This window comes from Arthrobacter sp. 135MFCol5.1 (genome assembly GCF_000374865.1).
Classification (GTDB): domain Bacteria; phylum Actinomycetota; class Actinomycetes; order Actinomycetales; family Micrococcaceae; genus Arthrobacter.
This window is the reverse complement of the sequence record NZ_KB895454.1, coordinates 370,662-389,384: the sequence shown is the minus strand read 5'-3', so window position 1 is coordinate 389,384 and position 18,723 is coordinate 370,662. Positions and strand designations below refer to the sequence as shown.

Below are 18,723 nucleotides of genomic sequence, written 5' to 3'. Positions count from 1 at the left end.
GGTGCCGTCCGCCCGTGTGGTCGGGGGCCAGCTGATGGGCGGAGCTCTTCGTCCGGATAATGGTCTGCCTATCGCGTTTCGAGTGGGTCGGAATTGGACATGGGGAGCCCGGAGGGAGGCGTGTGCTGCAGCCGGCACACCAGCTTCCGGCCCACCTTGATTGGACTTACGCAATCACTGGTGAGCTCCTTCGCGAGGTCCAGAGCGAGATAACCAGGGCTGTACCCCAAAGCAAGAACAGGGGATCCCACAACCATGCGTGTCCAATCATCGCGTTGAGGTCATAGCCACCTGAAGGATGGATCAACCCTCCTAGGACGGCACTGCTGACGACGGTGTTCACGCCCCCGTAGCTGACCAGGAGCAGGCCTCCGGCCCAGCTCACCGCACGCCAGAATCTTCGCCAGGGCATACGGTCATAGGCGACGACGACGGGGATCGTCGCTGCCAGCAACTTTCCTATCCCAACGAGGCCAAGCACTAGCCCTGCCTCAAGCGGGGCCTCCACGGACAGCTGGACCGCCCATTGGCCCACCGTGGCTACAAGCCATCGCCCACCCAGAGCCCAGTACAAGCTGAATCCGGCATGGACGATACCGGCTATGCATGCCAACCAAGCCAACGATCGGCTGAAGGACATGTTTCTCTCAAGCGTCACCTGGATCACTGTAGCTAATTGCTGAAGATCGGCGTCGGCTTGGAGGGCGCCGAGACGAACTGCGGCGCGCCGACAGCGGAGTCTCGAAGCTGGGCACCGACCAACGTGGTGGACGATTCTGGCATGCCCATGCGTGCCGCTGGGGGAAAAATGGGGCGCCAAGCCCGGACCATTCTTCGTCGCTCTCGTCCTGCGGGCGCGGCGGGGTGGCTCCGGGACGTGCAGGTCCTGGAAAAAGCCACGGTCGTCCTTGGTCCACGGGCGGCGACCAACCAGCGGAACGACGGCGTGAGCCGCCCTGGATCCCCTCATCCGTCCGGGACGGATGGGTAGCATTTCAGCCTCTATGCTCATGGCAGGACGACGACTCGCTTTGCGAACTTGGGGGATCTGATGAAACCTAAACTTGGGATGCCGTGGCCGTTGATGTTATCTGGCGGGTTACTCTTTCTCTCCGTCGCGGCCATGGTCCTGCTTGGCCAAATGGGGCGGCCCTACTTTGTTTATGCGGGGGGTGTGGCGGCGGGCGCCGCTGTACTGTTGGGAACCTGCCTTCTTGCCGACGTCCGCGGATCGGCGCAATGGCTGGGGCAGGTCGCTCAGAACAATGCCTCGCTGTATGCAAAGGGGTCGGCTCCCGACAGCGGTGTCTACCGGATAGTGGGCGCAGGGATTGCTGTGCTGGGGGTTGCCATCGGCGTGGTCCTCCTGCTGAATCTGCCGTGGTGACTCGATCGGGACCGCCAACCTGCGACGAAGACTAGGACAAGCGCATGCAGGGTGGGCTGGTGTTCCTCTATTAGCCTGTGGCGCCTACATTTCATGTCCGCCGCCGCCCACCGTTTGACGGGCTTTCTGTCGCCGTTCGTCGGCTTGGAGGATGCCGTCACGGACGGCAGCGCGGATGATGCCGTAGAGGATGTAGAAGAACACTGCCACGAAGACGACGGACAGGACCAAGCTGTCGAGTGCCATTACTCTCCGTCACCTTCCGGCCAGTACTGCCGGGCGCCGGCCGCGGCATCGCGGAGTTGGGTTCCGTCAAGGTCAATGGAGGTTTCGGGCATGCCCATGTCGGTCCATTGGGTGACCAGGCGCATGGCTCCCGCCGGCGGCAAGGGCCACAGCCAGAGGGTTCCGCTGGCCGCCATCTCGTCGTCCCCGCCGCTGCCGCCTTGGCCTTGAAAGAGAACCACCGGCGGCTCCGGCTGGGGTGCGTCGGGTGCAGGGTGGGGTCTGTTCAGCATCGCCCCGGTGGAGGCTTTGGAGCCGTCAGCAAACTCCACTCCGCAGAGAAGGGCCGCGAGAGGCATGTTGGCCTTGGCCCACCGGGCGTGCGGCTGGCTGAAGAAGGAAGCGTTGAGCTCAGCCCATTCTTCGTCGTTCTCGTCATGCCGACGCAACTTCCACGACAGATCAAAAAGGCAACCCGTGGAATACACCTTGACGGCTTCAACAGCCATGACGAACGTTGGCGACATATGAAGGAAACGGCCAACCCCCACCACCGCGGGCAGCTCATGCCGCGGGGCGCCCGCCCATACGGGCGGTACGTAACGGATGGTACGGCCCCGGGGTGGTAATTCGGGTACGGGCAGGTCCTGGAAGAAGGTCAAGGCGGTTCCTTGGGGTGCTGGCGTCGACTGACCAGCGGAACAGCAGTGCGAGCCCGCCGTGGATCCCCCAATCCGTCCTTACGCGGCCCAGTCTACCGGCCGGTCTTGCCGGATCCACCGCGAGGACCTCGCGTCTTGACTGTCGGCTGGCGGCGCTTCGGTACGAAGGGACCGCTACGTCCGTGCTGCAGCCATATCAGATGTTCGCGACTCCAGGTCCGGGGCGCGTGATGTCTTCGCGCAACTCCGGACCGTGAGAACACGAAAAGGGTGCGCCCCGTTCGCTGAGCGCACCCTTTCGATCCTCCACAACCCGGATCCCCATCCGTTACCCCTATCATAAGCATGCTGATAGTTAGCTGGTCAAGACATGGCAAACTTGTAGCGTTGGCAAAGACTGCCCGAGAACGTAGCTGACTTGGTCACGGCCCACGGCCCACGGCCCACGGCGCAGAGATCACGGACGATGATGTAGAGATGGCCCTGGAGGCCGTTCAGCGCGTGCCGGGGCAGGACTCCGAGCGCGCCGAATTATGGGACGATGCCGACGAACCGGAATGGCGCGAATCGCTTGACGATTTGGTGGAGCGGCTCCGCGCAGCCCTGCGCTATCGTCGGCTGCAGGCCGGGAAGCGGGCGTGGCGAGGAGTCCGCCGCCGGGAAGCACGCGGATAAGGGGTGCGCCCGTTCACCGAGCGCACCCCCTTTATTCCCCTCACAGCCGTCTCCCGTCGGCTGCACCTATCATAAGCATGCTTATCTTTGTTCGCGCAATACCCATTGTCTCTGAATGGCGACATCGACAAAAGAGCCTGGCCCTTGACGTGAAACGCGGGGGAGGAGGCCGGGTTCGCCAAACGATACGCTGGGATCATGACAATGGGGGAAACGGCGCAGGAGCCGCTGGTACACATTCAAGACTTCAGGATGGACTTCGGGGACACCACGGTCATCCGGGACCTGTCCTTTGATGTCCACGCCGGAGAGACCTTCGGGTTCCTTGGCAGCAACGGTTCCGGGAAGACCACCACGCTGCGGGCGCTCCTGGGTATTTACCGGCCCACGGCAGGGACGTTGCACATCGGCGGGAAGGTCTTCGAGCCCAGGGACGGGGCCAGCCTCGGATACCTGCCCGAGGAGCGCGGCCTGTACAAAAAGGAACACGTCCTGGACGTGATGGTGTACTTCGGCCGGCTCAAAGGATTGTCAAAGGCCACGGCCCGGTCCTGGTCCGAGGACTACCTGGAACGGGTCGGACTGGCGGGCAAAGCCAAGACCCGGCTCGACAAACTCTCCAGCGGCCAGCAGCAGAAAGTCCAGCTCGGGGTAACCATCATGAACAACCCGGGACTGCTGATCCTGGACGAGCCCACCAAGGGCTTCGATCCGGTCAACCGGCGGCTGCTGATGGACATCATCGAAGAGCACAAGCGGGCCGGGGCGACCGTCATCATGGTCACCCACCAAATGGAGGAAGTCGAACGGCTCTGCGACCGTGTCATCCTGCTCAAGGACGGCGTCTCCCGCGCCTACGGGACAGTGGAAGAGGTACAGGAAGAATTCGGCGGCACCGTCTACCGGGTCACCCACGACGGTCCGCTGCCTGCGTCGGCCCTGTTCGACGTCGTATCGCAGGAGAACGGCCGGGCTGAACTCTCGCCGCGGCCCGGGGCAACGGAGGAATCCGTTCTCCTCGCGCTCGTGGACGCCGGCGCCGGGATCCGGTCCTTTACCCCGGCAAGGATTTCCCTGGATGAAATCTTCATCCAGGTTTACGGCGAACAGCATGAACTGGCGGAAGGCTGAGATGGCAATGGGACAGCACAACCTCGGCACCGTCATCTCCTTCGAGTTCTTCCGGACCATCAAGAAGCGCGGATTCGTGATCGCCACCCTGGCGCTCCCGGTCATCCTCGTGCTCATCTTCGCGCTGGTGTACGCGTCCAACGCCAGCACCAAGGACACCGCGGCCGCACAGAAGAGCGCAAGGTTCGCGTTCACCTACACCGACGCGTCCGGAATCATCGTGCCAGCTGCTGCGAAACTGGCCGGCGGGACGGTAGCCGGCGACCCGGCGGCTGCCATCGCAGCTGTAAAAGACGGCACCTCGGAGGCTTACTTCGCCTACCCGGCCGACCCTGCGAAGGAATCGGTGAAGGTTTACGGGGCTGACAAAGGCATGTTCGAGAATGATAAATACCAAGCAGTGGCCAAAGAGCTTCTGGCGGTCTCAGCCCAGAACCAGGTGGGCTCACCCGAGCTGACCGCTGCCCTGACTGGAGCCGTTAAGTTTGACTCGCAAACGTTCAAGGACGGCAGCGTCGCGCCAGGCGTCGGCGGAATCATCCCGCCTTTGTTGTTCCTGGTCGTCTTCTACATTTCGATGATCCTTCTTTCGAACCAGATGCTGAACTCCACCCTGGAGGAGAAAGAAAACCGTGTCACCGAGATGATCCTGACCACGCTGAACCCAACCACACTCATTACCGGCAAGATCATCTCGCTGTTCGCCGTCGGGCTGGTCCAGATCCTGGTGTTCCTGGCGCCAGTGGGACTGGCTTACCTGTTCTTCCGGGACCGCCTGGCCTTGCCGGAGGTTGACTTGTCCTCCTTGGTCTTCGAACCCGGCCCCATGATCACTGGTGCGCTGCTCACGCTGGGCGGGTTCACGGTCTTCACCGGGGTCCTCGTAGCCATCGGGGCGATCATGCCAACCGCCAAGGAAGCCGGAACCGTCTTCGGTCCCCTCGTGGCGATGATGTTCATCCCCTTCTACACATTCAGCCTGATCATCTCCAATCCGGGTGCACTGATCGTCCAGATCTTCACCTACTTCCCGCTGACCGCTCCCGTCACCGCCTTGCTTCGCAACGGGTTCGGAACCCTCAACCCTGTTGAAGCGACCATCGTCGTCGTCGAACTCTTCGTCGTCGGGACCCTGATCCTTCGACTGGCCGTCCATCTGTTCAGGTACGGATCCATTGAATACGGCCGCAAACTCTCCATTGCCGGAACGTTCCGTCGCAACGAGCTGGCCGCCAAATGACCCTGGTCCTGGCTCGGGGAAAGGTGCCATGACACCCGGTGCCGCCGGCGACGTCCTGATCAGGAGCGGCGTGATCCTGACAGGCCGGGCGCTCTTCAAGGGCTGGGCCATCACCACGACATTGTGGCTCGTCGGCCTGTATATCGTGCTGGCCGCCACCTCGCAGGGGTTCCTGCTCGACCTTGCCCTGATGGTCCTGATGTACGGGTATGGCATCGCGCTGGTGACGGGAGTCCCGCTGGCATGGATCCTTGGCCGCCTGCTCCGACCCATCCGCAACCAGTGGATCCATGTTGCCGCGTTCTTCATCGTGCCGACACTGGGCTTCTGGGCCCTGGGATCCGTGCTCGGCTTCGGTTGGTCCGTCGGTGCCCTCGGCCTGTGGGCAACCGTTGGTTTCGCCGCTGCCCTGGGTCGACTGGCCGTCTGGCGGGATGTGGCCGTCAGATGACCGCGGGCCGGCCCGCCGCCCGGGAAGTGAGGCATTGAGGAGCCGCTCAAGCTGGGGTGTCATCCTTCTCATCGGTGCAGCCCTGTCGGTAACGGGTTTCTGCATACTTGACGATGCATATTGGGCCGCCAGGCGCGAGCACCAACTGTTGTTTGCCGGCGCCCCCTTGAACTCCCTGGCCGCTTGGCTTCTCGTCGTGGCGGTTCCCATCGGCGCCGCAGGCCTGCTGCTCCTTCTTCCGGTGCTGATCGGCCGTATTCGCAGGAGAGCGGTGCGACGGCTCGCCGGATGGGCCACCGTAGGAGGGGCCGCAGCGGCTGCGACCTGTTTTGGGGTGGTTGCCGCATTCGCCCTCCTAGAGGCCACGGGGATCGGGGATACGGTCAGGCTGGAAGCCGCGGACGGACGGTCGGTGCTCGTAACCCAGGACGGATTCGACGGAGACGTGGTGGACATTTACACGGAGAACGGCAGCTTCCGCTACAAATGGGCCCGCAGCGCCCCGGAGCTGTCCGGGTGGCCGCGGGTAAGGGACCGGGAGTGCAGGCTCGACGCGGGTGAGGCGGTGCTGCGGCTGGTGTGCGGGGAGAAGACGGTGGAAATCGACGTCGAAGAACCGGCCAGGTGAAACCGGGGGCCAGGCGCTGCCTCTATGACACACGCCAGCCGGTTACCCGCACTCCAGCCACCGCCCCCGTCCAGGGTGTGTCACCGTGTGCAGGCAGGGAAAGGTGCGCCGAAACATAGCCCTGTTGCAGTGTGATGACCTGTGACGTGGATCCCGGGCAGTCAACGGTGACTTCGACAGGCCAGAGTGTGACTTTGGGATTCTCCTGGCGGATGTAGATCGTAGCGTTTGGGGCGCCGATGCAGGCAGCCGTGACGGTGTATTCTCCAGCCGTGATGACCTGTTCAGTGGTGCCAAAACCGCTGGCGGGCCCGTCCAAGGGCCCTTCTTGAAAGAGCAGGGCGTCCCCCGGGACAGCCTTGAGGAGTCCGTCCAAATCCCGATAGTTCCGCACCTCGCGCTCAAGGACCTGGGGGTCGGGGCTTGCGACGGATTGCGCCGTCACGGCTGTGGCCGTGCCGTCAGTTTCGGCGCCGGGGCTGTGCGCCGGATCCGGGTAGTCGTAGGAACACCCGGCCGTTCCGGCCGCCGGCACCAGAAAGCAGAGGCTCATAGCCAGCCGGCGCCGGAAGCCTGTCATTCGCACGCTTCCATGGTGGGCGCGGCCACCGGTGAACGCAACCAAAACCGGCGGACAAGGTGGGGCTGGACCGGCGGCGTTTGGGGGGCGGCACCCATGGTCTCGTGGATGCTCCGGCCGCCGGTCCTGTCCCTGGTGCCAAGATCCTGCCCTCGCCGGCAGGATCTTGTTTTCAACGGTAGGACTGGAACCCCAACGGCCGCCCATGATCCCCGCAAATTTGGCTCAAGATTCGGACCGGGGCGCCGGCGATCAGGGCGGCAGCGCGCCGGTGCCCGCCCGGACCAAGCCCTCAGCGCAGCCCGGCGAGTGCCGCAGAAATTGCCGAAAGCCGCCTGGTCGAGGCAAGTCCCAGATGATACACGTGCAGTTCGTCGGCGCCGGCCGCATGAAGTGCGCCCCACTCGCCGGCCAGCCCGCCGCCGTCGGGCGCCTTTGGCGGCAGCGCCAGGACGTACGCGCCGGTGCGCACACCGTTGGCTGACATGGCTTGGACCGTCAGCGCACCGTCGTCCGGGTTGCCCCAGCAAGGCACGACGGCGGTCACGTCACCACGCTGCCTCCACAGCCGGCTCCTGCGCAGCGCCTCCACCGGCAGGAACGGTCCCGTGTTCCAGGGATCCGGGGACGCGTGCAAGGAGATTTGGGGATTGGAGCCGGAGGCTGCAACGGCCGTCAGGCACTGATCAAGAAGCGCTGCGGCGGCGTCCCACCTGACCTCCAGCAGCGGAAGGAAGTCCTGCGCCCCGGCCGCTGTGGCTGCGGTGAGCCCGGGATCCTCTGATTCCATGACTGCTGCCCGCACCCGGTCCTGCTCCACGTCAGCCGGCAGGCCGCGAGCCTCATGGGAAGCCTTGCATGCCTCGCAGAAACACAGCGACAGCAGAGCCTGCACCCATGGTGAGTACTCCGCGCCCTCCGTCTTTTCGTGCCTGTTCTGGTGGCTGAATCCCAGCGGCCCCACAGCTTCCAGGATGAGGCCGTCGGGCTGCCCGTGGGCCAGGACCTGGGCCACGATGCCGGCGGCGTAACCGCGGACCTCCGGGTGCGAGGGGCACAGAGCATAGCTGTAGACCTCGCCGAAGGCGTTGCGCACGCACATGCCGGGGTTGTTGCCCCCGGCTGCGCTTGAGTGGGTCAGGACCGTCCATGCGTCCACCGGGATGTTGGCGGCACGGAGTACCGAAGCGGCCTCACCGAACGCGTTGTCCGTGCCCGTCCATTCGCTCGCACTGCCCGGGACGATGGGGTTGGCTGCGAACGCATCCGCGGCGGGAACATAGAGTGCCGCGGATTGGGCGTCCACCACGCGGCGGCCGGGGTGCCTTGGCGTGCCGGCCCGCACCGAATGGTAAGCCGCCGCAAGCGCCACGCGATCCACGCCGCTGGCCTTGATCCAGTGAACGGCTCCGGGGTCACCCAGCACGTCCCAGGGATAGAGGTAGCCGGTGGCCCGCGGCGCCTGCGTGCCTACCACCGGGGGAGGTCCGCCGTGAAGTCGGGAACGAAGCGCTGCATGTATCCGGTGTCATCGCGGGCCGTCATCCGGGCGTCCAGGTACTGCTGGTGCAGTTCGGCCAGTTTGTCCCGGTCCAGTTCCACGCCCAATCCCGTGCCTGTGGGAACCCGGACGCTGCCGTCCTCGAAGCGCAGGGCGCCGGGCTTGACCACATCGTTGTGCCCGTTCCAGGGATAGTGGGTGTCACAGGCGTAGGTCAGGGCCGGGGTGGCCGCGGCCACGTGCACCATGGCGGCGAGGCTGATGCCCAGGTGGGAGTTGGAGTGCATGGACAATCCTATTCCGAACGTCTCACAGATGGCTCCGAGCTCCCGGGTGTGGCGCAGGCCGCCCCAGTAGTGGTGGTCGCCGAGGATGACCTGGACTGAGTCCAGTTCGACGCTCCGCTTGATGTGCTCGAACGCAACGACGCACATGTTGGTGGCCAGGGGCATGGTGGCTACGGCGGCCACCTGCCCCATTCCCTCAAGGCCCGGCGTCGGGTCCTCCAGGTACTCCAGCAAACCCTCGGTTTCCCGGGCAACCCACCGGGACGTCTCCACTGTCCATGCGGTGTTGGGGTCGAGCCGCAGCGGCATGTCCGGAAACGCCTCGCGAAGGGCCCTGATGGCTTCGATTTCCTCCGCCGGCGGGAAGACTCCGCCCTTGAGTTTGATGGACTTGAACCCGTAATCGGCAATCATCTTTTGTGCCTGCCTGACGATGCCCGCGGGGTCCAGCGCCTCACCCCACTCGTCGCCGATGGCAGGTTTGCCGTCCATGGCCGGATGCTCCTTCCACTTGTAGAAGAGGTAGGCGCTGAAGGGAACTTCGTTGCGGACGGTGCCGCCCAGCAGTTCACTGACAGTCCGGCCCGTGGCGTGTCCCTGGATGTCCAGCGCGGCAACCTCGAAGGCGGAGAAGACGGCTGCCCGTTCGAACGCGGACAGGGCGGGGTCGAGGGCCTGGTTGATCAGCTGTTCCATCCGGGTGGTCTCGAATACATTCACGCCTTTGATGGCGTTGGCCCCCACAGCAAGGTTGTCCAGCCGGCTGCGGCCGCCGGCGCATTCGCCCAGCCCCAGCAGGCCGTTGGCTGTCCGGACCTCAATGACCACCCGGTGGACCAAGGGTTCGTGCACTCCGACGGCGTTCAGCAGCGGAGGGTCTGAGAACGCAATGGGCGTGATGGTGATATCCGTGATGATGAGGTCCGCCGCTACGGGTGTGGACGCTGCGTGGATGGTGGTGCTGGTTTTCATAAGGTTTCTTTCGTGGAATGGGCGGCGGGGGAGCGAAGGGTATGCCCTACCCCTTGGTGGCGCCCGAAGTGATGCCGCGGATCATGGAGCGTTGCAGGAAGAGGTACACCAGGAGGCTGGGAATCATGGCCATCAGGGCGCCCGCCAGCAGTACGCCGGGGCCCACCGTGGTGTCATTGCGCAGCACCGAGAGCGCGACGGTCAGGGTGTAGTCGCTGGGGTCATTGGCGGCGATGAGGGGCAGCAGGTACTGGTCCCAGACCATCATGAAGCCGAAGATTCCGATGACGCCGAGGGCGGGTTTGCAGAGCGGCAGGATGATGGTGAACAGCATCCGGAATTCGCCCACTCCGTCCAGCCGGGCGGCTTCCTCGATCTCGCCCGGGATCTCCTTCATGAATTCGCTCATGATGAAGATGGAGAAACCCCAGATGCCCACCGGGAGGATGACGGCCAGGACGGAACCGCGCAGGCTGATCCCCAGCAGCGGCAAATCTCCAAGGACCAGGGACAGCGGGATGCCGATGATCTCTTCCGGCAGCATCATGGTCATCAGGACCAGGAGCAGCACCAGCGCCTGTCCGCGGAACTTCCTCCGGCTGAGGCTGTAGGCGGCGAACACCGAAACTGTCATCTGCAGCAGGAGTCCGCCGCCGGCCACCACCAGGGAGTTCAGCAGGTAACCCCACAGCCCTTGTTGCGTGGCCGCCTCAAAGTTCCGCAGCGTGAAGCTCTTGGGCAGCAGCGATATGTCCGTGGGGCTGGAATTCCGGTCAAAGGCACCGGAAATGATGGCCACGAAGGGCAGCGCAAAGATGCAGAAGACCAGCACGCAGAGCAGGACGCGGAGGACCATGTTCGGCCCCAGCCGGGGAGACCAGCCCAATGCGGTGTCGAATCGCGCGCCGGCGGAAGGCTTGGCTGGGCGCGCCTTGGGGCGGGAAACGGTATGGGTCATCGTACGGCCTTCCTTTTGCCAACAAGCTGTGTCCCCACCGTGAGCAGCAGGGTGACCACCAGCAGTAGGACGGCGGCCGCAGACGCGACCCCGATGTCATTGCGTTGGAATCCGAGAGAGTACATGCGCGTCATCCAGACTTCGGTGGACCCGGCGGGACCGCCGCCGGTGAGTACGTAGACCTCGGTGAAACTTCGAAGGCTCCGGATGGCGGCCAGGGTCAGGACAATCACCAGCGATGGGCGCAGGGCCGGCAGAGTGATATAGCGCAGACGCTGCCAGACGCTGGCTCCGTCCACCCCCGCCGATTCGTAGAGGGAACGGTCCACGCCGGTGAGGCCGGCGAGGATGATCACCATGTTGTAGGGTGCGCCGCTCCAGATGCCGACGACGGCGATGGACCACAGTGCCGTGTCCGTACCGTTGAGGAACTGCAGCGGACCGAGTCCCAGCCAGCCCAGGATATTGTTCAGCGGTCCGTCAGCGGTGGGAAAGTACAGGATCCGCCAGATCTCGCCTACGACGGCCAGGGCCGTCACAACAGGCAGGAAGATGGTGGTGCGCAGGATCCACAGGGACCGGGCCTGGCCTTCAAGGAGGAGGGCCAACGCGAACCCGACCACGAGGGCGCCCAGCGTCTGGGTTACGCCGAGTACCACCGTGTGGCCCAGGGCTTCCATGAACCGGGCGTCCGTCAGGACGCTGATGTAGTTGTCCATGCCGACAAACACGTCCCCCAGGAACGGCTGGACCTTGAAGAAGCTCAGCCGGATGCCCTCGACCATGGGGATGAACTTGAAATAGAGGCCCAGCACGGCCGCCGGCACCAGGAAGAGCCAGATGGCCAGGAGTTGCTTGCCGTTGCTGCGCTTCCTGCGCACCGGCACCTGCCCCGTGTCCGGAGCTCCGGTCAGCGACCGTGCTGGTTTGGTTGGGGCTGTGGTCATGACTTCGCGTTCTGGCTTGTCAGTTCGTTGTTGATGGCGGTGTCAAGGTCCTTGAGGCCGGACGACACGTTGTCTGCAGCGCAGTCGGAGGCGATCTTGTTCAGTGCTTCCGCGGCGGCCTGCTTGATCGGGACGAAGTTGATGGCGGACGGGAAGGCCTTCGAAGAGTTCTTCAACGCATCCTGGACCACGGCCCAGCGCGGATCGTTGTAGACGGCGGCGGCATCGACGCCCGAATTCACGGGAACCCGGACGATCGGCTGCTTGCCGGCGGTCATGCCCGCCTTCTGCCCCTCTGCCGAGACGAGGTAGTCGATGACCTGCTTGGTCTGGTCCTTCTTGCCATTGGTGGCAGTGACGTAGATGTTCTCGCCTTCTGCCAGGACGGTGTTGTCCTTGCTGCCCTTCGGGGTCTCGATGACCTCGTACTTGTCCTTGCCGAGCGAGGCATCGAACGAGGAGAAGTTGTAGGGGCCGGTCAGGATGATGCCTGTTTTGCCGGTCTGGAAGAATGGGGTCGCGGCGCTCGTGGCCGCGGTGAGGGCGCCCGGCTGGGTGTTGCCCGGGGTGCAGAACTGCTGCTTGATCCACGTGACGCCCGCTTGGGCGCCGGAGGCGGAGGCCGAGTACTTGCCGTTGCCGTCGTCCTTAAGGTAGGCCCCGCCGTCCTGCCAGAGGTAGGAGGAGGCCCACCAGCCGAAGTAGCCGCGCTCTGTGGAGCCGGGAACAGTCATGCCATAGGTGTCGGCCTGGCCGTTGCCGTCGGGGTCCTGCGTGGCGAAAGCGGTTGCGAGCTTTGCCAGGTCCTCCTGCGTCTTGGGGATGGGCAGGCCCAGCTTTTCACGCCAGTCTTTGCGGATCATCGTCACCATGGTCTGGCGGGAAAACGGTACGCCGTAGGTGGAGCCGTCCAGGCCTTGTGTTTCCTTCCACAGGGTGTCCGGGATCATGTCATGTCCTGCGACGGAGGACTTGTCAATTTTCTGCAGGTAGCCCTGGGATGTGTAGTTGCCCAGGGCAGCTGAGTCGTTGATGACGATGTCGGGCAGTTTCTTGGACGCCGCCCTGGTCTGAAGCTGCTGGTCCAGGTCCGGGACACCCTGGAAGTTGACCTGCACACCCGTCTTGGCGGTGAACTCCTTGAACAGTGCGGAGTAAGTGGTGGCGGCATCGGTTCCGGCTCGCGCCCACACCTCGATGGGTTGTCCATCATCCTTCGCCGCCGGTGCCGAGGATCCGCTGCCGCAACCGGTCAGCAAGGCAGCCGAAGCGATGGACAGCGCCAGCGCCGCCCGGGAGCGGGACTTGAATTTCGAATCCACTCTGATTCTCCTTTTTACATATATAAATGACTGTTACTATGTGAAACGTACTTCACGAGAGTATGATCATGGTCACAGGCTGTCAACCACTGGAGGAAATCTTGGCCGCACGATCGAAGCCCGTCACTGTTGCCGTCACCGGAGGGGCGGGAATGATGGCCACGCTGCTGCGGCCTTATCTGGCAGAGGCCGGATATGCCGTCCGCCTGCTGGACCTGGCAGAGGCTGCCGACCCCCGTGCCCACGAGTCGGTATACGTGGGATCGGTAACGGACCCCGACTTCATGAACGCCGCCCTGGCCGGAGTCACCGGGGTTGTGCATTGGGGCGGCCTGCACCGCGAGATGACGTGGGAGGAAATTGTGTCCACCAACATCACGGGCACCCAGGTGACGCTTGAAGCGGCCCGTCGCAACGGCGTCGACCGTGTCCTCCTGGCCAGCTCCACGCACGCCGTGGGATTCCATCCCACGCACGCGGCGGCGGCGGATGCTGTCCTGGCGCCGCGCCCGGACACCTACTACGGCGTCAGCAAAGCCGCCGTGGAGGCGCTGGGCAGCCTGTACGCCGACAAGTTCGGCATGAAGGTGGTCAGTGCGCGCATCGGCACCGGCGGTGCGCGGCCGGAAAACCTGCGGACCCTTGGTTCGTGGCTCTCCCCGGCGGATTCCTTCCGCCTGGTGGAGGCGGCACTCAGCGATGCGGGCGCGCCCGGCCACCATGTGGTGTGGGCGGTATCCGCCAACAGCCGGGGATGGGCGAACCTGGAAGCCGGCCGTGCCATCGGATTTGAGCCGCGGGACAATGCGGAAGAATTCGCCGGCGACGTTGACACCACGACTCCCGATGAATGGGCTGCACTCCTTGGCGGTGGCTGGGCGGGCAGTGACCATAAGGTGGGAATAGACAACTACCCGCACCTGGCCGTCAAATGAGTTGCGGCGAGCCGGGACTGTGGCGACAGGGGGAGCACTGATGGCATCACTCGAGGTCCAGGAGAGTCCGCGCGGGGAGGCGCCGGGCGGCGACGTGAAACTGGTAAAGTCCGCCGAGCGCACCATCGCGATCCTCGAACTGGTCGCTGCGGCCCCGCAGCCGCTGACCACCGCCGAGATCTTCAAACTGACCGGCTATCCGCGCTCCAGCCTGCACTGGCTGCTGCTGACTTTGCTTGAGCTGAACTGGATCGAGCAGACGCCGGAGGGCGCCTACCGGATCGGGACCCATGCACTCCTGTGCGGCACCGCGTACCTTGACCGTGATCCTGTGATGGAACATGTCTCCGGCATCCTGGAAAAAGTCCGCAACGCGACCACTTTCACCACCCACTACGCCCGCCTGGACCGTTCCGACGTCATCTATCTGGCCACCCGGCAGGCAGTGGACCGCCGCCGGCTTTCCTCCCGGGTGGGCCGCAAGCTGCCGGCCCAGGTGACTGCGCTGGGAAAGGCCATCCTGTCCGAATACACCGACGATGAAGTAAGGCAACGGCTTGGTCCGGGACCCTACGCCCCGCTGACCCCCAACACGGTGCCTGACTTCGGGGCGCTGCAGGCAGAGCTGGCTGAATTCCGGAAAACCGGGCACGCCGTGGAGTGGGAACAGAACACGGTTGGGCTGTGCTGTGTCAGTGTGGTGGTCCCGTACCGCATCCCCGGCACGGACGCCATGAGCTGCTCCATGCCGATCGAGCTGGCCACCGATGACGTCATCGAAAAGACCGTGGAGACCCTGCACTCAGCGGCCGGCGAACTGGCCCGCACTTTGCGCGCCGCAGGCATCCGCTAGGCCTTCCCTCAGGGCCTGGCCGCCGATCCGCCGGCCCCTGGCGGCAGCAGGGCGCTACGCCTCCCCGGCCCCGGCGTACAGGGCCAGCAAATCCCGGCTGAACTCGTGGGGCGAGGTTTCGCAGGGGCTGTGGCCACCCCGGTACACCCCGATCCGCGCCTTGATGGCCTGGGCAAACTGCCGGTGCAGGCTCAGCGGCCACAGGTCGTGGTCACCGACCGCTACGAATTTGGGCAGGGATGCCCCGGCCAGCTCCTGCCGGACATCCGGAACATGCTGCATGAGGGTGTAGATGTCCCGGATTGAGGCCCGCCGGGTGAAACGGAATCGATAGTTCACGAACCGCTGCCTGCCCCGCGGGACCCTCGCCACCCGGCCGCTGCGGATGCCCCAGATGAGGAGGGCGGCCCCTGCCCGGCCGTTCACCCACGTGCTGAACCGGCCGATCCTGCCCACTCCCTTGAAGCCCTGTCCCGGTTCGGGCGGGCAGGCCAGCAGCGTCAAGGACCGGAAAAGCCCGGGCCGCTCCACATAGGCGAGCTGGGCGATGATGGCGGCGAACGAGTACCCAACCACATGGACCGGCGTTGCCGTCGTCTCCAGGACGGCCACAAAGTCATCCACGAACAGCCGGTAGTCGTAATGGTTGCGTGGCGGAACCAGATTCTCCGGGCCGGCCCCGGCTGACTGGTATTGGCCTGCAAGGTCGTAAGCGAGAACAAAGTAACCGGCCGCGGCGAGGTCCGGCATCATCAGGGAAAAATCCTCTTTCGACCCCGTGGCGCCGGGGACCAGCACGACGCAGGGATCCTCCGGATCGCCCAACGCGACAGCCGCAAGCTTGCCGCTCGGCACGTCGATGGTGAAGTCCACCGAGCCTGGCGGCGGGACTGCCCAGTCGACGTCGCCGAGCCCCGCATCCAGCAGTGCGGCCGCGTCCACCCGGGCACGACCGAGGTCCCCCGGGTCTTCCCCGTTTCCGCTCCGGCCAGGCTTTGCCATGGTCCCAACATAGTCCGGTAAGCCCTACGCCGGGCCGCCTCCGAGAATCCGGCGTGCATCGGCCTGCGCTTGGAGTTGGGCCGTGCTGACCACGTCACCCGCCACGTTGCCGCCGGTGGAGGCCATGGTGCGCAGTTCCGCAACCGTCCGGGGCGGGTTCTCGCTGTGCGCGACCACGTGGCAGTTCCGGCATAGCGGGACGAGATCGGCTACGGGGTCAAGCTGATAGCCGTTCCCCAGCATCTCTGCCGGAACCAGGTGGTGCACGGCAACCATGGCGGCACCGGCCACTCCGTAGGTGGCTTCAAAGGAAAAGCCGCAGGCCGCGCAGGACGTGCCGTGGAACGCCAAACACAACCTGCGCGCATCCGGGTCCCGCTCGTAACGGTTCACTTGGACGTGGCGGACGGCAGAAGGGTGAAAGGTTCCACCGGGGATTTCATCAGGATCCGTCATCGCAGGACCTTGGCCACGCCACAGCCTGTGAAGGGCCGGCTCGCACTCCGGCGGGACGTCCACCAAGGAATGCGCGGACTCACCGGCAAGGAAACCGCCCGGAAACGCGCACTCAATGATTTCAGGGCCGGTCTGTTCACCAATGGGCAACAGCGTGTCGAAGACCACCGTGATGAACCAGCCAGTGTCTGCGGCATGGCCGGCTGCGGGGACCTGGTAAGGCTCGGACTCCACCAGCCCGTGGCCGATCAGGCCATTGCCCTGCCCGCCGCCGCGCAGCAGCAGCCAGGCGTCCGTTCCCGGGACTGCTTCCGGCCGGGAATCGAGTTTCCACCGGTCCACGAACCTGCCGGATTCCATGACCTGTTCGACGGCGGCACGGTAGTCCCGGCGATGCAGGTCGTCGGCGTCCACGGCCAGTATTACTGCAGCCACTGTTCACCTTGCCTTGGCGCGCGGGGCCGGCCCCCACCGTGCAGCGGGATTTAGATCGGTTCCTTGGCCAGCGCCTTGGTCTTGGCGGGTGTTTCGCGCCCCAGCCTTTCATCGAGCGTGACCCGGAGCCTGGCCGCAGCGACCTGGACCCGGCGCTCGGCGGGGGTTGCCTTCTTTGTGGCCGAGGGGGCAGCGGCTTCCCGTGCGGGGTGGACATAACGCTGCTCAGGCGACGTTGCGCTCATGGTCCAACCTCCTCGGCATTTTCTTCGTCTTTCGTTTCATTCTCGCCCAAGATGGCGCGGCCGTCCACGCCGGCCGCCTCCTCCCATGGGCCCGTGTCCGTCTCAGTGTCCTCTCCGTTCTCTTTCCCCGGAGACGCTCTTCCAGGCAATATCGAACAGCTCGAGCTCCTCGGTGCGCGCGAGCCCGCTCCGTGCCAGCACCTCCAGGGTGGCCAGCCCCAGCGCTTTGGTTCCTTCGCCCGGGTCCAGGGCCCTGTCCAAGGCCCACGGGGTCCGCCGCCACTCGGCCCGGCGGGACTTTTGGCCCTTTGTCCGGCTTGGTCCTGGTTCCATCCTGATTCCACGCAGTAAGGAGAGGGACATGGGTACTCTGGCCAGCCGGATTGGTGCGATCGTGCTTGCGCTGGGTGCCCTCCTGGTGGGGGTGCCGGCGGCGAGCGCCGCGGGTGCGCCCGTGGCCATCGTTGTGGAGGACACCGCAGGGGTGCTGGACCAGAACACGCTGGTCCCCGCCGTCGAAAGTATCCAGTTCTACGAACCCACCCGTATCGCAGTCTTCACCTACAACGGAACCGCCGCGGACAACCTTAACGAAAAGGTCCTCGCGTTTGCCCGGTCCCGGCATCCGGAATGGATCAGTGCGGATGGGCAGAAATGGGCGGACGGGTTGTTCATTTTCGCGCTCGATCCTGTGGGCCGCCACGTGGGCACATACATGGGTGAGGACCGGAAAGTGTCCTTGGAGCAGCGTAGCGACATCCAGGACGCGTCGAAGGAACTCTTCCGTGACGCCCAGTGGACCGACGGCACCGTGGCCGGCATCCGCCGGGCCGCCGAGCTCATCAACCAGCCATGGTACCGCTCTGCCGGGTTCCTCATCACAGTGGGGGTAACGGGCGGGCTGGCGGCGCTGGTCGCAGCCGCATGGCTTACAGTCCGCGGCGTGACACGAGCCCGGTGCCGCAGGCAGATTGATCGGGGGGACCGCAGCTATTCCAACGTCAGCATGGACCTGGAGGTCACGGAGCTGAACGCGGGCACCATCCCCGAATCGTCGCGCTATGGCAGCCAGGTCCTGGAGAAGCACCGCACTTTCCTGAGCCGGTACGCAGCCACCACGGACTTGTCCAACCAGGTGCATGCGCTCCCGCGGCGAGCGCTGAGTCGGCGGAAAAGCCTCAACCTTGCCCGCGAATTCGCCGACAACGCAGCCCAGCTGGATGCCCTGGATGACGTCATCGCGGACAGCAACGCCCTGCTGAACCGCGCCGCCACCTGGCCCACGGCCTGGGACCGGCAGCTTGCACCGTTCCGCGAGGACTTAGCCGGGCTGGAGCAGCTCCTGAGCAAGAGGCACGGGCAGGGCGAGTCCGCCAGCGCGGCGGCCCTGCGGTCCTTCAGGGACGAAAGCCTGCGGGAGATCGAGCGCTGGACGGCTGACCTGGCCGACGGAACAATCACGCCGGAGCAGGCACTGGACCGGCTCTACGATGCCCGTTCCCGGCTGTCGGAGCTGTTGGAGCAGCACGCCGAAACGGTCATCCAGGGGTTCGCCAGGAATGAGGACGAGGCGCGCTTGATGCGGGAGAAAATGGACGCCGCCCATGAAGGGCCCACCCACCACGGGCAGCGCAGGTACGAACCCAGCATCCTTGGCACGTGCTATCCCACATACCAGTTCTTCTCCGTTGCCACCTTCAACTCCGGGTTCACCACCGGCATCGGCAGTGTCAACTCGGCCAGGGGCGGCGGCAGCACCACCGGGTACGGCAGCACCGGCGGGAGCTTTTCCGGGTCGGGCAGTTCGTCAAGCTTCTAGTTCCGGGGGCGG

22 protein-coding genes are annotated in these 18,723 nt (G+C 64.9%); 9 read left to right on the top strand and 13 right to left on the bottom strand.

What is annotated here, in order from left to right; all coding sequences use genetic code 11:
* Nucleotides 1-166: 166 nt before the first annotated feature.
* Complete coding sequence (locus C563_RS0108025) at nt 167-640, bottom strand: DUF3995 domain-containing protein (RefSeq protein ID WP_018761529.1); 474 nt, start codon at nt 638-640, stop codon at nt 167-169.
* 411 nt (nt 641-1,051) lie between these two features.
* On the opposite strand from C563_RS0108025, the gene C563_RS0108020 reads away from it, so the two are divergent.
* Entirely contained in the window at nt 1,052-1,387 is a 336-nt protein-coding gene (locus tag C563_RS0108020; RefSeq protein ID WP_133247071.1) for a hypothetical protein, read from the top strand.
* Nucleotides 1,388-1,471: 84 nt separating this feature from the next.
* Here C563_RS0108020 and C563_RS22545 read toward each other — a convergent pair whose 3' ends face one another.
* Nucleotides 1,472-1,633 (bottom strand): hypothetical protein, encoded by a 162-nt coding sequence (locus C563_RS22545; protein WP_018761527.1) that lies wholly within the window; start codon nt 1,631-1,633, stop codon nt 1,472-1,474.
* Nucleotides 1,633-2,274 (bottom strand): hypothetical protein, encoded by a 642-nt coding sequence (locus C563_RS0108010; RefSeq protein ID WP_018761526.1) that lies wholly within the window; start codon nt 2,272-2,274, stop codon nt 1,633-1,635. The genes C563_RS22545 and C563_RS0108010 overlap by 1 nt, the downstream gene beginning before the upstream one ends.
* Nucleotides 2,275-2,730: 456 nt before the next feature.
* Between C563_RS0108010 and C563_RS0108005 the strand changes: the two genes are divergently transcribed.
* From C563_RS0108005 to C563_RS0107985, 5 genes are all read left to right on the top strand, one after another.
* Complete coding sequence (locus C563_RS0108005; RefSeq protein ID WP_442852926.1) at nt 2,731-2,949, top strand: hypothetical protein; 219 nt, start codon at nt 2,731-2,733, stop codon at nt 2,947-2,949.
* Between the two features lie 198 nt (nt 2,950-3,147).
* Complete coding sequence (locus tag C563_RS0108000) at nt 3,148-4,080, top strand: ABC transporter ATP-binding protein (RefSeq protein WP_026264513.1); 933 nt, start codon at nt 3,148-3,150, stop codon at nt 4,078-4,080.
* Nucleotides 4,028-5,320 carry an ABC transporter permease gene (locus tag C563_RS0107995; RefSeq protein ID WP_231369859.1) on the top strand — a complete coding sequence of 431 codons (1,293 nt, stop codon included), beginning with the start codon at nt 4,028-4,030 and terminating at the stop codon, nt 5,318-5,320. Before C563_RS0108000 ends, C563_RS0107995 begins: the two co-directional genes overlap by 53 nt.
* Before the next feature lie 28 nt (nt 5,321-5,348).
* Nucleotides 5,349-5,771 carry a hypothetical protein gene (locus tag C563_RS0107990; protein ID WP_018761522.1) on the top strand — a complete coding sequence of 141 codons (423 nt, stop codon included), beginning with the start codon at nt 5,349-5,351 and terminating at the stop codon, nt 5,769-5,771.
* A gap of 196 nt (nt 5,772-5,967) precedes the next feature.
* Nucleotides 5,968-6,399, top strand: coding sequence for a hypothetical protein (locus tag C563_RS0107985; protein WP_155845124.1), 432 nt, complete (start codon nt 5,968-5,970; stop codon nt 6,397-6,399).
* Nucleotides 6,400-6,421: 22 nt separating this feature from the next.
* On the opposite strand, the gene C563_RS0107980 is transcribed toward C563_RS0107985, so the two are convergent.
* The 6 genes from C563_RS0107980 to C563_RS0107955 all read right to left on the bottom strand — a co-directional run bounded on the left by C563_RS0107980 (nt 6,422) and on the right by C563_RS0107955 (nt 12,966).
* A complete protein-coding gene (locus tag C563_RS0107980; protein WP_018761520.1) occupies nt 6,422-6,979 on the bottom strand; it encodes a hypothetical protein in 558 nt (185 codons plus the stop codon).
* Nucleotides 6,980-7,271: 292 nt separating this feature from the next.
* Nucleotides 7,272-8,456 (bottom strand): hypothetical protein, encoded by a 1,185-nt coding sequence (locus C563_RS0107975; RefSeq protein WP_018761519.1) that lies wholly within the window; start codon nt 8,454-8,456, stop codon nt 7,272-7,274.
* Nucleotides 8,450-9,739, bottom strand: a complete 1,290-nt coding sequence (locus C563_RS0107970) for a glucarate dehydratase family protein (protein WP_018761518.1) — start codon at nt 9,737-9,739, stop codon at nt 8,450-8,452. The genes C563_RS0107975 and C563_RS0107970 overlap by 7 nt, the downstream gene beginning before the upstream one ends.
* A gap of 46 nt (nt 9,740-9,785) precedes the next feature.
* A complete protein-coding gene (locus tag C563_RS0107965) occupies nt 9,786-10,697 on the bottom strand; it encodes a carbohydrate ABC transporter permease (RefSeq protein WP_018761517.1) in 912 nt (303 codons plus the stop codon).
* Nucleotides 10,694-11,644, bottom strand: coding sequence for a carbohydrate ABC transporter permease (locus C563_RS0107960; protein WP_018761516.1), 951 nt, complete (start codon nt 11,642-11,644; stop codon nt 10,694-10,696). Before C563_RS0107960 ends, C563_RS0107965 begins: the two co-directional genes overlap by 4 nt.
* Nucleotides 11,641-12,966, bottom strand: a complete 1,326-nt coding sequence (locus tag C563_RS0107955) for an ABC transporter substrate-binding protein (RefSeq protein WP_018761515.1) — start codon at nt 12,964-12,966, stop codon at nt 11,641-11,643. The genes C563_RS0107960 and C563_RS0107955 overlap by 4 nt, the downstream gene beginning before the upstream one ends.
* Nucleotides 12,967-13,067: 101 nt before the next feature.
* On the opposite strand from C563_RS0107955, the gene C563_RS0107950 reads away from it, so the two are divergent.
* Nucleotides 13,068-13,901: an NAD-dependent epimerase/dehydratase family protein gene (locus tag C563_RS0107950; RefSeq protein ID WP_026264510.1), complete on the top strand. Its 834-nt coding sequence runs from the start codon at nt 13,068-13,070 to the stop codon at nt 13,899-13,901.
* 40 nt (nt 13,902-13,941) lie between these two features.
* Nucleotides 13,942-14,754, top strand: coding sequence for an IclR family transcriptional regulator (locus tag C563_RS0107945; RefSeq protein ID WP_018761513.1), 813 nt, complete (start codon nt 13,942-13,944; stop codon nt 14,752-14,754).
* Between the two features lie 54 nt (nt 14,755-14,808).
* On the opposite strand, the gene C563_RS0107940 is transcribed toward C563_RS0107945, so the two are convergent.
* The 4 genes from C563_RS0107940 to C563_RS22760 all read right to left on the bottom strand — a co-directional run bounded on the left by C563_RS0107940 (nt 14,809) and on the right by C563_RS22760 (nt 17,225).
* Nucleotides 14,809-15,756 (bottom strand): alpha/beta fold hydrolase, encoded by a 948-nt coding sequence (locus tag C563_RS0107940; protein ID WP_026264509.1) that lies wholly within the window; start codon nt 15,754-15,756, stop codon nt 14,809-14,811.
* Between the two features lie 24 nt (nt 15,757-15,780).
* Nucleotides 15,781-16,647 carry an HNH endonuclease gene (locus C563_RS0107935; RefSeq protein WP_026264507.1) on the bottom strand — a complete coding sequence of 289 codons (867 nt, stop codon included), beginning with the start codon at nt 16,645-16,647 and terminating at the stop codon, nt 15,781-15,783.
* Between the two features lie 50 nt (nt 16,648-16,697).
* Nucleotides 16,698-16,892 (bottom strand): hypothetical protein, encoded by a 195-nt coding sequence (locus tag C563_RS0107930; RefSeq protein ID WP_018761510.1) that lies wholly within the window; start codon nt 16,890-16,892, stop codon nt 16,698-16,700.
* A gap of 102 nt (nt 16,893-16,994) precedes the next feature.
* The gene (locus C563_RS22760; protein ID WP_018761509.1) at nt 16,995-17,225 is read right to left on the bottom strand and encodes a hypothetical protein; all 231 of its coding nucleotides are present in this window, start codon (nt 17,223-17,225) and stop codon (nt 16,995-16,997) included.
* Between the two features lie 28 nt (nt 17,226-17,253).
* On the opposite strand from C563_RS22760, the gene C563_RS0107920 reads away from it, so the two are divergent.
* Complete coding sequence (locus tag C563_RS0107920; protein WP_018761508.1) at nt 17,254-18,711, top strand: DUF5129 domain-containing protein; 1,458 nt, start codon at nt 17,254-17,256, stop codon at nt 18,709-18,711.
* Nucleotides 18,712-18,723: the final 12 nt, after the last annotated feature.

Bases quoted from the DNA above. Each gene is read 5' to 3' on its own strand.
- C563_RS22760 (WP_018761509.1), bottom strand. From the start codon at position 17,225: ATGGAACCAGGACCAAGCCGGACAAAGGGCCAAAAGTCCCGCCGGGCC.
- C563_RS0107945 (WP_018761513.1), top strand. From the start codon at position 13,942: ATGGCATCACTCGAGGTCCAGGAGAGTCCGCGCGGGGAGGCGCCGGGC.
- C563_RS0107920 (WP_018761508.1), top strand. From the start codon at position 17,254: ATGGGTACTCTGGCCAGCCGGATTGGTGCGATCGTGCTTGCGCTGGGT.
- C563_RS0107965 (WP_018761517.1), bottom strand. From the start codon at position 10,697: ATGACCCATACCGTTTCCCGCCCCAAGGCGCGCCCAGCCAAGCCTTCC.
- C563_RS0107995 (WP_231369859.1), top strand. From the start codon at position 4,028: ATGAAATCTTCATCCAGGTTTACGGCGAACAGCATGAACTGGCGGAAG.
- C563_RS0107980 (WP_018761520.1), bottom strand. From the start codon at position 6,979: ATGACAGGCTTCCGGCGCCGGCTGGCTATGAGCCTCTGCTTTCTGGTG.
- C563_RS0107960 (WP_018761516.1), bottom strand. From the start codon at position 11,644: ATGACCACAGCCCCAACCAAACCAGCACGGTCGCTGACCGGAGCTCCG.
- C563_RS0108020 (WP_133247071.1), top strand. From the start codon at position 1,052: ATGAAACCTAAACTTGGGATGCCGTGGCCGTTGATGTTATCTGGCGGG.
- C563_RS0108000 (WP_026264513.1), top strand. From the start codon at position 3,148: ATGACAATGGGGGAAACGGCGCAGGAGCCGCTGGTACACATTCAAGAC.
- C563_RS0107930 (WP_018761510.1), bottom strand. From the start codon at position 16,892: ATGAGCGCAACGTCGCCTGAGCAGCGTTATGTCCACCCCGCACGGGAA.
- C563_RS22545 (WP_018761527.1), bottom strand. From the start codon at position 1,633: ATGGCACTCGACAGCTTGGTCCTGTCCGTCGTCTTCGTGGCAGTGTTC.
- C563_RS0108025 (WP_018761529.1), bottom strand. From the start codon at position 640: ATGTCCTTCAGCCGATCGTTGGCTTGGTTGGCATGCATAGCCGGTATC.
- C563_RS0107990 (WP_018761522.1), top strand. From the start codon at position 5,349: ATGACACCCGGTGCCGCCGGCGACGTCCTGATCAGGAGCGGCGTGATC.
- C563_RS0107940 (WP_026264509.1), bottom strand. From the start codon at position 15,756: ATGGCAAAGCCTGGCCGGAGCGGAAACGGGGAAGACCCGGGGGACCTC.
- C563_RS0107970 (WP_018761518.1), bottom strand. From the start codon at position 9,739: ATGAAAACCAGCACCACCATCCACGCAGCGTCCACACCCGTAGCGGCG.